General features: G+C 37.9%; 9 protein-coding genes and 1 pseudogene. All 10 read left to right on the top strand.

The annotated features are described in order from the left end of the window. A complete protein-coding gene (mads7, locus tag GL182_RS12980) occupies window positions 1-1,560 on the top strand; it encodes a methylation-associated defense system protein MAD7 (RefSeq protein WP_163380129.1) in 1,560 nt (519 codons plus the stop codon). A gap of 4 nt (window positions 1,561-1,564) precedes the next feature. Next, the gene (gene mads8 / locus GL182_RS12975) at window positions 1,565-6,967 is read left to right on the top strand and encodes a methylation-associated defense system ATP-binding protein MAD8 (RefSeq protein WP_205603651.1); all 5,403 of its coding nucleotides are present in this window, start codon (window positions 1,565-1,567) and stop codon (window positions 6,965-6,967) included. Beyond that, entirely contained in the window at window positions 6,964-7,680 is a 717-nt protein-coding gene (locus tag GL182_RS12970; RefSeq protein ID WP_163380127.1) for a PP2C family protein-serine/threonine phosphatase, read from the top strand. The genes mads8 and GL182_RS12970 overlap by 4 nt, the downstream gene beginning before the upstream one ends. Window positions 7,681-8,019: 339 nt before the next feature. Next, window positions 8,020-8,232, top strand: coding sequence for a hypothetical protein (locus GL182_RS12965; protein ID WP_163380126.1), 213 nt, complete (start codon window positions 8,020-8,022; stop codon window positions 8,230-8,232). Window positions 8,233-8,440: 208 nt separating this feature from the next. Continuing rightward, the gene (locus GL182_RS12960) at window positions 8,441-8,884 is read left to right on the top strand and encodes a hypothetical protein (protein WP_163380125.1); all 444 of its coding nucleotides are present in this window, start codon (window positions 8,441-8,443) and stop codon (window positions 8,882-8,884) included. An 84-nt stretch (window positions 8,885-8,968) separates the two neighbouring features. Beyond that, the gene (locus GL182_RS12955) at window positions 8,969-10,966 is read left to right on the top strand and encodes an AAA family ATPase (RefSeq protein ID WP_163380124.1); all 1,998 of its coding nucleotides are present in this window, start codon (window positions 8,969-8,971) and stop codon (window positions 10,964-10,966) included. Further along, on the top strand, window positions 10,963-12,279 hold the full coding sequence (locus GL182_RS12950) for a 5-methylcytosine restriction system specificity protein McrC (protein WP_163380123.1): 1,317 nt from the start codon (window positions 10,963-10,965) through the stop codon (window positions 12,277-12,279). Before GL182_RS12955 ends, GL182_RS12950 begins: the two co-directional genes overlap by 4 nt. Window positions 12,280-12,633: 354 nt before the next feature. Further along, entirely contained in the window at window positions 12,634-13,053 is a 420-nt protein-coding gene (locus tag GL182_RS12945) for a hypothetical protein (protein ID WP_163380122.1), read from the top strand. Between the two features lie 711 nt (window positions 13,054-13,764). Continuing rightward, on the top strand, window positions 13,765-15,291 hold the full coding sequence (gene istA / locus GL182_RS12940) for an IS21 family transposase (protein WP_163380121.1): 1,527 nt from the start codon (window positions 13,765-13,767) through the stop codon (window positions 15,289-15,291). Between the two features lie 283 nt (window positions 15,292-15,574). Further along, window positions 15,575-16,309: pseudogene (locus GL182_RS12935) on the top strand (DDE-type integrase/transposase/recombinase); the annotation flags it as partial.

Raw genomic sequence — 16,309 nt, 5'->3', positions numbered from 1 at the left:
ATGGCAATTAAACTGAATAAAGAAGAGAGCATATTTCGCAACGAGCTGATATTTACAGCTGATGCCAAGGCGGTGAATATTGACAACACTTTGGTAAATCTTTTCATGCTATTAAAGCATAATGGAATTCGTCCCAAGCAGCGAGCCAGAGCGGGGAGTAATTCCTTTATTGACCTTGAGACGTTAAAGCGTGTATTTTCTAAACTTGAGGAGGAAGGTTCTATTACTGGGTTTAACAACAACCCGGAAGCAGCAGTGCTATGGATGCGCAGTAATTTGGTCAACATGGTTTATAGAGGGAATTTAGACAAAGAGAAAATCTCCTCTTTAAGACCAATCCACTTGGAAAGTTATAGGGTAAGAAATGCGACTAATACAAGAGACTATAATACTGCAGATCAGGTTTATCTTATGCTTGGTGCGAACCCTACCGTTCGGGATGACTTGAAAAGCTTTCTTATGGAAGGCTGGGATCAAACTACAAGCAAAATAAATCTAGGGAACGAGCTTGATGTTGACAGTCTTGGATTGCTTCATGTCATTAAGAATGTAAAGCCCGGATTCCTTGATAGTAGTTCCAGTTTAAATCAAATAAGACCACTTTTAAATGAGCAAGCAGAACTGTATTGTGATGATGTGAGGCGTCTCTTGGTTTATAAGGAAAAACTCCCTAGAAATGTACTTATTGAATACCTAAAAACTATTACTTCTTTTCATCTATCTATCTATATCCAAAAACTGATTTTCACCTTACCTCAAATGGTGGAAAATGGTACGGATACTTCAAGAGTCGACTGGAGTATTGTGGTTGATGCAACTGACGATTTTGAGAGTAGAATTGCAAAAATGTCAGCTGAGGAAGCTGAAAATTTGGGCAACAATGTTAATGACTATATCAAGTCCACATTCCAGGTAAACGCTGCACTTAGACGACTAAGACTGGAAAAAACCAATTCAGAACATTTGGGCAAAGCCCTAGAACTTCTGAAAAATAAACCCCAAGAATTTGAAATCTATTTTGAAACTCAATGGGATATCCTGTATAGTACGCTTGATGATGATGACAAGGAATTAATTCAAGACTTGGTGAAATATGAAGAAACCTATTTTGACCGATACATCGAGCTTATCTTAAAAGCAAGAGGTAATTACCAGTTCCGCTACCACATGCAATTAATAGACAACCTCTCTCAAAAAAATAATGAGAGAGGAATTATGGCCCAAGGACGGAGTAAGAAACATCCAAGAAGATACGTTCTTGGTACCCGCTTGCTTGAAACACTTGTTCAAATTCTGGTTTTAGAATCAGACGGAAAGGACTTTCATACTAAAAGTTTATCCATTGAAGAATTGATCCAAAAAATCAGAGATCGGTATGGTCTAATAATAAACGGACTTTCTGAAGACCGCTTTAAAGATGCAGATCTGAATACTCATTTAGCCTTTAAAGAAAATGTGGAGGCGTTCAAATTGAAACTCAGACAAATTGGATTTTATAACGATCTAAGTGATGCCTACATTCTTCAAAGAATTAGACCACGTTACGAATTAAATGCTTAGTAGAATGGAATTAACCTCATCTATAAATACCTATTATAAGCGAATCATTAACTTGATACTGGAATTGTATCATGATGATTTAAGTAAGGCGATTCAAGGACATTGCATGAAAATCACTGGCCTTGGAATGTCCGAGTTGGAGTTCTTGTGGGAATTGATTCGTGAAAAATATCCTAACATTAATACTTTCATCGTTTCTGAGCAATCCAGCTCGGACTCCAGATTTATCACTGCTACCAAACTCATAGAGTTTCGAAATAAGCAGGATGCACCACTCCTTGTATTAATTCCATCTAATAGCAGAACAGCCGCCGAAGACTCTTATGGAAACGCAACTTTCAAAGATATTTCACTTGAAGGTATTGAGCATAAACTCAAGGAAGAGTTACTTAATAGTGTACCGTCAGAATTTAATCATATTATCAAAAATGAAATACTTGGTTATCTAGATATTCTTCATGGAGATGCTGTCTATGTTATCGATTATCTGCTCTCTCTTGAAGAGCAAGGTTACAATGCAGAAACAATCGGAAACAACATCTACCTATTAGACTTAATCCCTGATTGCACGCTGATTAAGGAACATGATAAAATACGTTCAAGGCTCAATTTTAACCTTGAAAGTATATCCCTATTAGGCTCTTTTCATAAACCCTTATACGACAGAATAGCTGAACTACCTCTCGAACCCAATACGCTTCAGAAAGATTTAGTGAATTTCATAAAGTCAGAAAGTGATGCAAGAAGTTCAGAAGACATATGCAGGATAATTTACAAAAGCTATCCTAATCTCAATTTCTCTAATTGGCAAATTCCTGATCTTGATTTCACTCATATTAAACTTACTACCGAGGAAATTAGGTCTACAGATTTCACAATTGAAGAAGGGAAAAACGTTTTAAAAGCACAGCCAAACTCAACTTCAAAAGTCAAGGTTCGCTTCTCAACGAACCAAAACCCAAAAGACATTTCAGACCTGAAATACTTTAAGGTGATTTTAATGGCTGTAGATGGTGCAGCTGGTGAGGAAATACAAGTGCTTCGCAAAATCAAAAACTCAAATTCTAACAGGCCATACCGAGAAGCTACCGTTGAGTTAAGTCCAAATACAATGGAAGAAGGCTCATATTTTTTTAAAATATGGGCTGAGGATGAACATGGAAATATCCTTAATGGAGATGACGATTTTAAAGACATAAAAATTCAATCCGCTTGGGAAGCTTCTAAATCAGAAGATCAAAGTAAATCCAAGAGCAGCTTTCCGTATAAGTTAACCTGTGATTCAGACGATTTTTACTATGTAGTTGAAGAAAACACCGAACGAGAAGAAAACCAGCGCAAAGACAAACTAAACAATGTCCTACAGGCGTTTTTTAAATTCAGAATTGACAAGTTAAGATCAGGCTCAGACCCTGAAGTACCTCAATCTTCTGAAACATCAAATATCTGGCTCACAGATTACACTAAGCATACTTCGACCTTTCACATTAACTATTCTGACAAGCATAATTATCAGGTCAATTTGTCTTCAAAACTCAGAAGTATTGAAGATGCATTTCTAAAAAACGGAAGCAGCATTGGTCATGTGAAGGCAACTTTAAAGAGCAATTCTTCTGCAGTAGTTTTTGAATCCATAAGTTTCATTCCAAGTGAAATTTCTACACTAATACCGCAAGACATTCTCAAACTACGATCTGAAATCTTCGATCAAATTAAATCTTCGAATGACGATGAAAACGGAGTATTTGAGACCACCAACATCATGTTCATTTCTGAATCAATAAGAACATACATCCAAAAACTTACCACTTGGATTGCAAAACTTCACAGTCAGATTTCAGATGAAGAAACAACTGATGATGAGAAATCTACCATTCAGGATTTTCTTGCTGAAGTTCAAATGCTTGATATGGTTAAAATAAAAACGAAGCTGCCAGATGGAAAGCCAACTGAGGCGCTTCTTTTATCCCCTATTCATCCTTTAAGACTAGCCTGGTGGGTGCAGTTGATTGATGTATTCCTCACATGGGAAAAAAGCACAAGTGAATATGAAGGTTATAAGTCCGCATGGAATAAAGGATTATCAGAATTATTCGAGGGTCAGTTATCTCCAGAAAACAATCCCTTGGTTCTAGTTGAACCCAACACATTTAAAAGCTATCACTACTCCGGTGAATTAGCATTTGGTTGGGGCTTTTATCTCAATGTACTTTCAGAAGAGTCCAAAAATGGGATGACGTCTGTATCCCGTCAAATGAAGCACTATTTCAGACAACTTTTTAACATCACTAAAGACAACTATGTCGAAACCGAGATTAGTCAAAAGTTGGTCGTTCGCCACATCAAAAATTATTTATCCCAACACCCTTATACCGACAAACTGATTATAAATCTAATAAATGCTGGTGATGCAGGTGTTTTTGCAGATTCCTTGGTAGAATTAGAAAGAGAGACGAACTTTCAGAACATAAAATATGAAGTTCGAATTTTCAAAGGAGATGACAAAATAATTGAACATGGAGAAGCTCTTCGCACCCTGATTAATCCAGAATCAAATATATCTGAAGAAGCTGAGGCATTCTCACAACCTTCAGCCAATCGTCTATTTCCCAAGATGCGATTTTCAATCAATAGTATCTCGGATTATCTTAAATCTCCTTCTCAGTATTCTTCTCATTTAAGCTTTCTAATAAGCCCATTTCCAATTACTGTAGAACTGATCAAACCACATAAACTTGATCGTAATTTCTATTTGAATGGTCTTATCGCAACTCCAACGATTGCTGTAAATGATATCGGATCTGAAATTAAATGGAATAGGTATTTGCAGGGAAATGAGGTAATGCCAGATTATAAAGATTCAGGTACTTGTGGTGTCAGTCTTTTCAATAACCTTCAATCTTTCATCGCCGGGGCATTAGCTTCAAGATTCACGGAATCAATACCTTCTACTCAGCTTCGTTTGAACGATAAGGATAAAGTCCTTCTTACCCATCTGCATGATTTTTCTGATTGGGTAATAACATTTGATAAAAATCTTGGTCCTCAGGTTTTCGATCAACCCTCTAAGGATGGAAAAATTCCATTTTTATTAGACTTTGTTCCTGGTGAAGAGATAACAGGAATATCCTCTTATCTCACAACAAGACCGACATCTGAAGTTCTTGGACTACTCGGGCCGCATTTTCAGGAGTTCAACATTGATATACATAAACCAGAGGATGAGAAGAAGGTTAAGATTCTTCTTGAAGATCTCAGAGCAGTTTCCAGTTCATTAGTACTCCAATTAAACTCTTCAAAGAACAAAGCATTTGAGGTAATCGGTTCAGCTTTCACCAAGAGGGTTTTGGAAAAAAAAGGGCTTTTAGAAGAATCATTTCTAATTCCAATTGATTTACACCATAACCTATTTGAAAATCTCCCATCAGAAAGTAAAAGCCGAGCTGATAATCTTTTAGTCTCGATTGATCCGGAAACAAGAGAAATACAATTCACTGTAATTGAGATAAAGTGCAGAAAAAGTATTGGATCTGCTGAGAACGGAGATTTAAAGAGTAAGATGAAAGAGCAAATTGAGAACACAATAACTGCTCTAAGACTGCACTTTGACCCAGAATATGAAATGTCTTTTGATAGACTGGACAGAGAGATTAAAAATAAGGAGTTAAAGTCCCTCTTAGGCTTCTACATTGAACGTGCGTATCGTTATGAATATTTGACAGAAAATGCTTTCGCAAGTTATAATGCGTTTTTGCAGTTGCTTCATCAAGGGTTCAAGTTGAGGTTTAAGCAACTTGGTTTGATTTTCAATTTTTCGGCAGATCAAAAGTATTATAAAGAAGAAATTGACAACGATCTCACATTCTTCACATTTGGAGATAAGTTAATTGAACAAATTCTTGATCCGGATTCCGATTTAAACACAAAACGTCTTGAAGATCATCAACTGGATAGTGAGTTAAGTGAAGCGGTTGGTATTAATACCAAGCTTAGGCCATTCATCCAAAAACTAAAATCCAAAGAACCGATAGATCAGAAGGATGACAAGCCGGATCATGAAGATGGTGGAATCGAAATACCAGTAGATGATTCTCCCGATATTACATCAGCAAGTCCCTCTACATCAATTGATAATCAGGTTGGTTTAGAAGATTCTGAACCTATTTCCAACGAAGATCAATTCAATGTTACACCACCGGATTATGACATTCTTATTGGTAAAAATTCTCCAAGCGACCAATATGGAATCCTTGGCGAAAGCATTCATGGTAAGAAAATAGCAATTGACCTTAGTGAAACTAACACTATCAGCCTATTTGGTGTCCAAGGTGGCGGTAAAAGCTACACTATTGGTACAATCTCAGAGATGGTATTGAAGCAATTCAACCATATAAACCTACTTCCAGCACCACTAGCAGGAGTAATATTTCACTATAGCGAAAGCATGGATTATGAGCCTGAGTTCACTTCAATGAAAAGCCCCAACGATAAAAAAACAGAACTCTCAAAACTTCGTGAAAGATACGGAGCTGAACCGGACAGCATTGAAGATGTGATTATCTTGACTCCAAAGGACAAAATAGAAGAAAGGAAAGCAGAATACCCATCAATTGAAGTATTGCCTATTGCCTTTAATTCAAAAGAGTTAAACGTTCAAGATTGGATGTTCCTTCTTGGCGCAATTGGGAATGATTCCACGTACATCAAGCAACTCAAGGCGATCATGAAAGAACTTAGACGTGATTTGACTCTTGATGGTATTGCTCAAGCAGTTGAGGATTCTTTATTACTATCCACCAATCAAAAAGCATTAGCAAAACAGAAATTGAGCTTCGCTCGTGAGTACATTGATGATAAATTCATTTTACGAGACACCCTAAAGCCAGGCAGATTAATCATTGTTGACCTCCGAGACGAGTTTATTGTCAAGGATGAGGCCCTGGGCCTGTTTGTGATAATGCTGAATATTTTCTCAGCTGTTAAAAATGTAAATGGAAAGCACTTTAATAAGTTTATCGTTTTTGATGAGGCACACAAATACATGGATAATAAGGATTTAACTGGCAACATAGTTACCGCAATTAGAGAGATGAGACACAAAGGTGTTAGCATCATGATTGCGAGTCAAGACCCTCCAAGCTTGCCAAATGAAATTATCGAGCTTAGTTCAATCGTTCTACTTCATAAGTTTAACAGCCCCCAGTGGTTGAAGCATATTCAAAAATCAGTCACTCAGTTATCCAGTCTTTCTCCATCAGATATGAGTTCATTATCTCCAGGTGAAGGCTTTCTATGGGCCACTAAGGCAACTGAGCGAAGTATTTCGGCTAAACCTTTAAAAATTTCAACACGGCCACGAGTGACAAAACATGGTGGTGCTACTATTCAAGCAACTGGTGAACAATGAAATCTATCTCCTATTCACATAAAGGAAGAAGAGCAACTAATCAGGATTTAATTCTTGAAGAACACTTTGCTGAAAACTGCTATTTATTTGCGGTGATAGATGGAATGGGTGGGTACGAAAATGGTGATATGGCGGCTAAAATTATTGCTGAAAGCATAAGCACTTTCATTTCAACAGTTGATAAACCTGATTCTTTTCAAATTCAGAAGGCAATCAACAAATCCAACTTAGCAATACGTCAAAAAAAAGCCTCCCTTTCAAGTAATATGGGAGCCACAATTGGTGGTATAATCATTTATGACTCGTGCGCATTTTGTTTTTGGGTTGGTGATGTGAAGATTTTTCAATTCCGTGATAAAGTACTGCTCTTTGAGTCAAGTTCACACAGCTTAGTTAATGACTTAGTCGAGCGAGGGTCTAATGTTGACCCTATTAAACTCTCTAAATACAGACATGTGGTAACTAGATCAATACAGGGTAATGTTAATACATCTCAAGCCGAAATAGAGATAATTCCAGATCTCTTAAATTCAGATATTTTCCTGATTTGTTCTGATGGCGTTCACGACTTATTTGATGGCATTCAAATCGAAAATATTCTAAGATCATCCTCTACAACAGACGAATTGCTTGAGCGATTAAAGCTTAGACTTTTATCAGAAGCTACTGACAACTTTTCATTAGGAATTGTAAGTGAAATAATAAACCGTTAGGTAGCTAATGAACCAGAATCTCTCTTTAAAAATATTGACATTTAATTGGCCGAATTAGCCATTACGATTATACCTATTTGATTTGGTCAAATGCAAGTTTCAGAAAAAGTACTCTGTCCTCCTAATTTTAGAGGTAATTACTTTATTTTGAAGAATTGCCGGAATAAGATATAATATACTTTGTAATGCTAGAAATGATAATATTAAATGAAGTAATTTAGTAATTAAAATTCTATTTACAGAGAAAAATGTTACTTTTGAAAAAAGCATTTAAATTAAATATTATTTAGTGGACTTTCATATGACTCCATAGCAAATTTTCAATAATAAGCATATACTTTGACCGAAAAAGAAATCAATCAAATTATTCGTTCTTTTCAGAAACTGGATATAAATTCTTTAGGAGTAGAAGGGTTAAATTCCTCGGATGAGATTTGTAATCAAGTAGAGGATGAATACTCTGCTTCTTGGAATATTCATAAGGAAATGATTTGTATACCAGTTTTTTCGTTTTTAGTTGGCTTAATTAATTCTCAAAAAATGATAATATAGTATCAAACATTAGAAGGTGAGTTGTGCGCTTAATACCCATATTGTGGTCATATATTTAATTCATAGGAATGCTACGAATTAGTTGGAATAGAATAATGAATTAGGCGCGGATGAATAGAGTAATTCCCGGATCAGACAGTATTATAGTAGATAATATATTGTGTACTTATAAATAGTTTATTAATTAATATTAAATCAATTTAGAAATATGAATTCAATATTAGAAGTAAATTTAAACAGGTTTCGCTGCTCAGGCTGGAGTACCGATACGGATTATGTTGAAATAAAGCATTCGAATGGATTTTTATATTTTGGTAGAGGGCAACGTTCAAATTATTATAACAAAATACTCTCTTCGAAAAATCATTTGTCATCAAATATTGACGATAAGGAGAAGATGAGAGTAATTTCAGATTCATTTAAGAAATTTGAAGAATACTCCAAAAATGAATTGGAAGAGTTTCAAAGGGTAAATTTATTTGCCTATGTATACTCACATATTTTAATTGATACGGCAATAAGTGAATCTAAAAGCAAAATAGAGCTAGAGGTTTTGAAAGAAAAATTAACAGAAATTAGGAGACAATTAAAAGATATTACGATATATATAGATGATTACGAAAATCTTTTAAATAACTTCAAACAGGTTTAACCCCACTTAGGTGTAGTCACTATAGCTTGACAATTATCGTTAATATACTGTAAGAACAAAACCTTAGTAATTAATTTTATAAGAATGAAAATTTGGAGAATTGGTTCTAATTGGGGTAAGCAAATTGATTTAATACCTATTTTTAAAAAATATAATATTTCTTTTGCAGGTTTAGAGGTTCAAGAATTGATGAATGGTGTTTCTTCAGGTGACTTAATATGTATCACTAAAGGGCAATCCATTGAAGCAGTAGCGAAAGTTAAAAGTATTACTGATTTGGAAAGGGTAGAAATATCTTTAGCAGATGATTTTGACTTCGTTAAAGCATTGCAAATAGAGGATCTTTTTTTTCTCAATGATTTTTCTTTAAAATCGGAAACCTATGGTGGTCAGGGAAAACAGTTCCACGAAGTCCATGGCAAATATTTTAATTTGATTTATAAATTATTTTCTGATTTAAAGGCTCTTTTCATGAATAGTAAAATTGAAAGTTTACTAACCTACAAAAAACAAATTATCCTCCAAGGACCTCCAGGTACAGGAAAGACATGGATGGCAAAAAAAATTGCTAAAGAATTAATAGTACCGCAAGATCTTGGAAGTCCAAAAGAATTAATTAATTCTTTCTTTAAGGAATTTAATGGAAGTAGCCCTGATGTTCAAGCAAAAAGGCTTGAAAAAGAAAGATTGTTGACCCAGTTTCAATCTAAATTTCCAAAAGAAGAACTTAGAAATATCAGTTTAGAGTCTTATTGTATTGGAACTGGAGGAAGAGATAATTTTTGTTGGTGGATTGAAAGAGGCCTTTCTAATATAGGTGGGTATTCTCCTGGAAGTTCCCGAACGTACTTAATCTACTTCAGTCAAAAGGATGATGAATACAAAACCTATTTCAGGAGTTTGAAGGCTTTTGAAGGCGTAAATACTCCTCAGGAAGGAATAAAAGTTGTAGGGGGATTTCTGTCTGATTTAGTTTCAAAAGAGAATTTAGATGGCATCGATGAGTTCCCATTTGGATGGGGGTATATGATCAAAATTTTAAGTAGCTACTATCCGAATAAGTTTTTTCCAGCGAATGGTGAAAAATATATGACTAATATGCTCAATTTGTTTGGGGTGAATAGCAGTGGAAAAAGTCCAATTGAAAAGAACCTACTTATTCAAGGTTTTTTTCAAAAGAAAAAAGTGGAGTTTGCAGTTGATGTAACTTCTTACGAATTCATGATTTGGATGGATACCCACTTTGATCTGAAGGGAGAAGTGGAATATAACAATAGAAATCTCATTTCTAAGGGTGAATCAAAGCTAATACAATTTCATCCGGCTTATACTTACGAGGATTTTGTTAGAGGGATTGTGGTTGAAACTACTGATGAAAATAAAACAGAATATAAGGTTGTTAATAAAGTCTTGGCTGAATTCGCCCTAAAAGCCTTAAATAACAAATCTTCCAATTATGTTTTGATTATTGATGAGATTAACCGTGCCAATTTGCCATCTGTATTGGGCGAATTGATCTATGCTCTGGAATATCGATTTGATCCCGAAAATCCTAAAGAAACAAGTGTGGAAAGTATGTATTCTTTAAGAGATGAAGGGGAATTGGATGCCTCAGAAGGTAGGATTTTAAGCCTTCCCAGGAATCTTTATTTAATAGGGACAATGAACACTGCCGACCGCAGTGTGGGGCATATCGATTATGCGATTCGAAGAAGGTTTGCTTTTGTAGATGTATTGCCGTCAATCAACCCGATCTCGAATGCGTTGGCCAAGGAAATGTTTGAAAAGGTCTCCAAGTTCTTTGTGTCAAACTACCAAGAGGTGATCTACACGCAAGCTAGCCCAAAGCGAGCAGACACCTTAATGCCGGACTTCAGGCCAGAGGATGTTTGGATAGGGCACAGCTACTTTCTGACTGATAAAAAAGTAGAGCAAGAAGCAAACGATGAGATCAAAATAAAGATGAGGTACGAAGTGCTTCCACTCCTCAAGGAATATGTAAAGGATGGAATTTTGCGGAGCGATGATACCAAGTCGAATGACCCTGTGCAAAAGCTGATTCAGGAATTGAGTAAACTATGACACCTTATTCCCTACGTGAACATATAACCAACTCCTTTGACTTTCCCGAAGATGAATTCTCGGAGGAGATCCGGTTTAAGAAAAAGCGCACAGACGGAAGTTGCGCGGCGTTCAAAGTAGCTGGTCAAGAAATGACAATTTCCACTACTTACTATGTGGGGGCAGACTGGATTCCCCAGCACGAGGGCAAACACTGGATCTATGTAGCTTCTAAGCTAAACACAAAATTTGACGAGGAATCTGGAGAAGAAAGTATACAAAACCCAGAGGAACTCGTCCGAGTGGATGTGTTGAAGATGTTGTTTCAGGCACTTGAAGAACCGGAAGTTCGCGATCATACGCAGGAGCTATTTGAAATCAAGTTTGACCAACCCTGGATTCCACTGCAGAAGTATCAGGATTTGATTTCGCCCCTAATCATGATCCAATTTCTGAATCAATTAAAGGACATTGTCCGCAAAGGCTTGAAGAAAAGCTACTACAAAGTGGAGCGAAACCTATACGCTAAAGTCAAGGGGAAAGTGTTGGTCTCGAAGACCATCAAGCAAAACCTAGTCAAGAGTAAAAACCTGAATACTCATTGCTTATATGAGGAATTTGGCGTGGACGGACTGGAAAACCGCCTACTAAAAAAGACCCTGACTTTTATCAGGAAGTATTTGGCTACCGTCAAGGGGCTGGACTCCGCCTCCTATTTTGAAGAGGCATTTTGTTTTATTCAACCTGCCTTTGAAACCGTCTCGGAAGAGGTGCAGCTTTATGAAATCAAGCATTTCAAATTCAATCCTTTCTACAAAAACTACGAAAAGGCCATCGAACTGGCCCGGCTGATCCTTCAGCGCTTTAGCTATAATCTCCATACAATCCAAGAACAGGAAACCATTTTAACTCCTCCTTATTGGATTGATATGAGTAAGCTGTTTGAGTTGTATGTGTTGGGGAAGTTGAAGGATGAATATGGCTCCAAAATAGCCTACCACCAGAGGACGTATGGAAACGAGTTGGATTTTTTGTACGTGGATGGAACGGATGTAAAAATCATAGATGCCAAATACAAGCCCCAATATATTGGTAAAAGCCATCAGGGTTTGCATAATGATATCCGGCAGGTGAGTGGCTATGCAAGGAGTAAGGCTATCCGGGAAAAAGCAGGGGTAAGGGACCCTAATAAATTACTGGAATGTGTGATTGTTTTTCCTAATCAGAATTCAGAGAGTATGGAAATAAACAACCTTCATCAGTTGGAGGTGGAACAGTATGAGAAGGCTTGGAAAGTGGGGGTGAAATTACCCCAACTGACTACGCCGGTGTAGAATTGTTTTTTAAAATAAAGTGATAAGCGGTTAGGTCAAAAATAGTTTTAGTTATAATTTCACCCCGTTAATTTTTTTTACCAGGCTAAGGTAAAATTCATTCATTTTCTAGATCTGATCGAAGCTTATTATTTGCAGTTTTGGAGGATAAATTTGTAAAATGATATCGAGATTTTTGAAAATGAGATTAAAACAATGACAGGAAATAACCTTAACTGAAGCGTGAGAATAATTTAAAAATTTAACGCTAAATTGTTTTTTTGAATCCTTGGTTGAAATCCAATTAGAGTGATGATAGAAAATGGATTTATTATATATTGTTTAACCAATCTATTAATTTTAAAGCGTACTAAAATGAATAAAGATTTATTTTTAAAGCAAATTGGAAAAGATATTACTCTTAAATTTAATCATGTTGATGGAGGAACTGTAGATCTGATTTTTAATTGGTTGGATTGGTTAAAAAGCGATAGAAATTTTTTAACTATATCCGAAGAATTTAGAAAAAATGAATTGTCAAAAGATTTTCAACAATACATGATATTTACCTGCAAAAATGATGGATACCCAAAATATAAGCACTATGATAATATTCAACTTTACGCAAGCTATTTAGCTACAATGTTTCATGAAAATAAAAGAGAATTTGTTGACCATGATTTTATAATTGCATATGATAAAATAAATGATAAAGCAATATTAGTTTGGGATCGGATGGATGAACATCCTGTAAAATGTCAAAATTTTTGGGATGAGGTTTTAAACCGCCAATAATTGACTCAAATCCTAAATTTATAGGTAATGTAAAATGAAGGGGCTAATTTTGGGGAGTGAGGTGACCAGCCTACCCGAATAAATCAACACTATAAATAAGTAGGAGGCAAACAGCGCAAACCATTACATACCGACCAGAATAAAAACACTTTAAGAAAAGGTACTTAAGGGGTATGTCTTTAAGTGAAAAAGCAACGATAAAATCTGACAGTTCTGTTTAACCAGTTATAATAGCCTCTCCGTGATACTTCAACGATCTCACACATCTTCCCGACAGTAAATTCATGTTGATGGTCTTTCATGAACGGGAATATTTGTTGTCGCTCTTGGAGAAGATGCCGACGGCCTTTTTTAGGATGTCACGTTCTATCTCAGCCTCTTTCAGTGCTTTCTTTAATTGGGTGATCTATTTCTGTTCAGGAGTCAAAGTGGCTTTTCCATTAACTGTAGATTCCTATTCATCTTGACCACCTGTTCCTATGATGCTGACCACCTTTTTCCGGCGATCGTGACCACCTCTATTTAGGGGATAATCAAGATTTCCAAGGTCCTTTTCCGGTGATGTTGACCACTGCCATTCCGGCCATTCTGACCACCGCTTCTTGGTGGTCAACATAGACAGAACGGCAGTACTGACCATTGGATTTGTTCAGTTATCGTTTGCTTTGCGGTTCATTTTAACTGTAAAGTATGGCCGGAACGACGATAACGATGAGTAGATTAAAACAGATTATCCGCCACCGTGACCACGGTATGGCCCTACAGACAATTTCCAAAACCCTTGGTATTGCCCGTAATACGGTAAAGAAGTACCTGCAGCTGATCGAGTCCAAGGGGTTTTCCCATTCCGAACTCCTGAAGATGGAAGACGAGGAACTAAACGCCCTTCTTGCAGAACCCGATCATACCTCCGGTTCCAGATTCCTTGATATGGAGGCATTTTTTCCACACATGCTGGAAGAGTTGAAAAGGACCGGGGTAAACCGCTGGAACCTTTGGGGCGAGTATAAAACAAAACATCCGGACGGTTACAGCTATTCCCAATTTTGCGAGCACTTCAGACAATGGGGTTCGTGCAGGAAAGCCAGCATGCACATGGAACATATTCCTGGTGACAAGCTCTTCATCGATTATGCGGGGGATCGTTTCTCCCTTGTAGATGCCGTGACCGGGGAGATAAAAGAGGTTGAAACCTATGTTTCCACCCTGGGGTACAGTCAGTACACTTACGTGGAAGCCGTCCCATCACAGAAAAAAGAGGACTTTATATCCGCCTCCGACAATGCACTGCAGTTCTACGGCGGAGTTCCGAAGGCCCTTGTCCCCGATAATCTCAAAAGTGCCGTAACAAAAGCAGACAGGTACGAACCATTGATAAACAGCGACTTCCTTGATTTTGCCAACCATTACGGCTGTACTGTTTTTCCCGCCAGAAGCCGGAAACCTCAGGACAAGTCATTGGTTGAGAAGGCCGTAAGCATTGTTTATTCCAGGATCTACGCCCCGTTGCGCAACAGGGTCTTCCATGATCTTCCATCGCTCAACAGGGCCATCATGGAGCTTCTCCTGGTCTACAACAGCACCCCCTTCCAGCGAAGGCCCGAAAGCAGAAAGGAACTTTTCGATACCGAAGAGAAAGCCGCACTGAAGCCGCTTGCCACGGAAAGATATGAGCTTAAAGAATATAAGCAGGCCACCGTACCGAAGTTTTGCCATATACATCTCAAGGAGGGCAATCACTATTATTCGGTACCGTTCAGGTTTATCGGCAAAAAAGTTAAAATAGCCTATTCCCAAAGCCATGTATCGGTGTATTACAACAACGAAAGGATCGCCTACCATAAACGCAGCACCGGGGGAAGCAAATATACCACCGTGAAGGAACACATGCCCTCTTCACACAGGTTCGTCAGTGACTGGAACCCCGATTTTTTCCTTGATTGGGCCAAGGGGGTAGATCCCGACGTCCACAACTACATCAGGGTGATCCTGGAAAGTTATACCTATCCCGAGCAGGCCTATAAAAGCTGTCTGGGCATATTAGGTTATGACAGGAAGGCCGGAAGGGAAAGGCTTATAAACGCAGTCCGCAGAGCCACAGGATATGATATCTTCAACTATTCCGTGATTACACGGATTCTCAGGAGCGGTTTGGACACCCTGCCGCTCCAGGAGGAACAGACTCCCCAAAAGGAGATAAAACATGCCAATATAAGGGGAAGCGAAAATTTTAAATAAAGGAAACCGATAAGCAACGACAATAATTTTCACATAAAACAAACACGCAAAATGACACAAAGCACCGCACTTAACCAGATGTCCCAGATGAGGTTGGATATAACGGTTCGTCTTGTGCCACCCATTCCGGTTTTTGCGTGCCAGTGATTCCGGTCTAAACTGTGCCAGTTTACTGAAGCAGGTCCGGACCTAAAACGGTTCGTTTTGTGCCAGTCATATCGGTTCGAACAGTGCCACTTTGAAAGATCATGTTAAACCGGTTATATCGTAATCAAAAAACGATATGGCCAACCAACTTGATCCTATGGATATCAAACAAATCATCACACTTCACCTTGACGGGGACAGTAACCGCAAAATTGGGAAAACCCTGGGTATATCCCGTAATACCGTCAATGCCTACATGAAGCTTTTCAAGGCCTGCGAATACAGCCTTCAGGAGTTGTTGGAATTCGAAACCGGATCCCTTGCGGAGCTTTTTCCCTCTCATACCACCATCAAAAACCCCAGGTTCGATGAACTGATGGGGTATTTTGAAAAAGTAAACCATGCCCGCGACCATCCCGGCTTTACCTTTTTGTATCATTACAGGGACTACAGCCTTCAGGCCAAAGAACCTTACAGCTATACGCAGTTTATGGAACACTACAACCGTAAATATGCCAAGATCAAAGGTTCCATGAAGCTCGACCATGAGCCCGGAAAGGAGCTTTTCATTGATTATGCCGGTACCAAAATGCATATCGTCGACAAAGAGACCGGAGAACTGCGGGAGGTGGAAGTTTTTGTGGCCACCCTGCCCTACAGTCTGCATACCTACGTAGAGGCTACCATGAGCCAGAAAAGGGAAGACCTGATACCGAGCTTGAACCATGCTGTGGCATTTTACGGAGGAGTTCCCAAGGCAATCGTATCCGACAACCTGAAGTCTGCCGTGACCCGTGCCAGCAAATATGAACCCGATATCAACCGTTCACTCAAGGAATTCGCCCAACACTACAACTGTGTGATCAATCCC

Source organism: Cyclobacterium sp. SYSU L10401 (assembly GCF_010993705.1).
Taxonomy (GTDB): Bacteria; Bacteroidota; Bacteroidia; order Cytophagales; family Cyclobacteriaceae; genus Cyclobacterium.
This window is presented reverse-complemented; position numbering and strand designations above follow the sequence as displayed.

Coding starts and splice junctions, on each gene's coding strand:
- GL182_RS12950 (WP_163380123.1), top strand. CDS start 10,963: ATGACACCTTATTCCCTACGTGAACATATAACCAACTCCTTTGACTTT.
- mads7 (WP_163380129.1), top strand. CDS start 1: ATGGCAATTAAACTGAATAAAGAAGAGAGCATATTTCGCAACGAGCTG.
- istA (WP_163380121.1), top strand. CDS start 13,765: ATGAGTAGATTAAAACAGATTATCCGCCACCGTGACCACGGTATGGCC.
- GL182_RS12945 (WP_163380122.1), top strand. CDS start 12,634: ATGAATAAAGATTTATTTTTAAAGCAAATTGGAAAAGATATTACTCTT.
- GL182_RS12955 (WP_163380124.1), top strand. CDS start 8,969: ATGAAAATTTGGAGAATTGGTTCTAATTGGGGTAAGCAAATTGATTTA.
- GL182_RS12970 (WP_163380127.1), top strand. CDS start 6,964: ATGAAATCTATCTCCTATTCACATAAAGGAAGAAGAGCAACTAATCAG.
- mads8 (WP_205603651.1), top strand. CDS start 1,565: ATGGAATTAACCTCATCTATAAATACCTATTATAAGCGAATCATTAAC.
- GL182_RS12960 (WP_163380125.1), top strand. CDS start 8,441: ATGAATTCAATATTAGAAGTAAATTTAAACAGGTTTCGCTGCTCAGGC.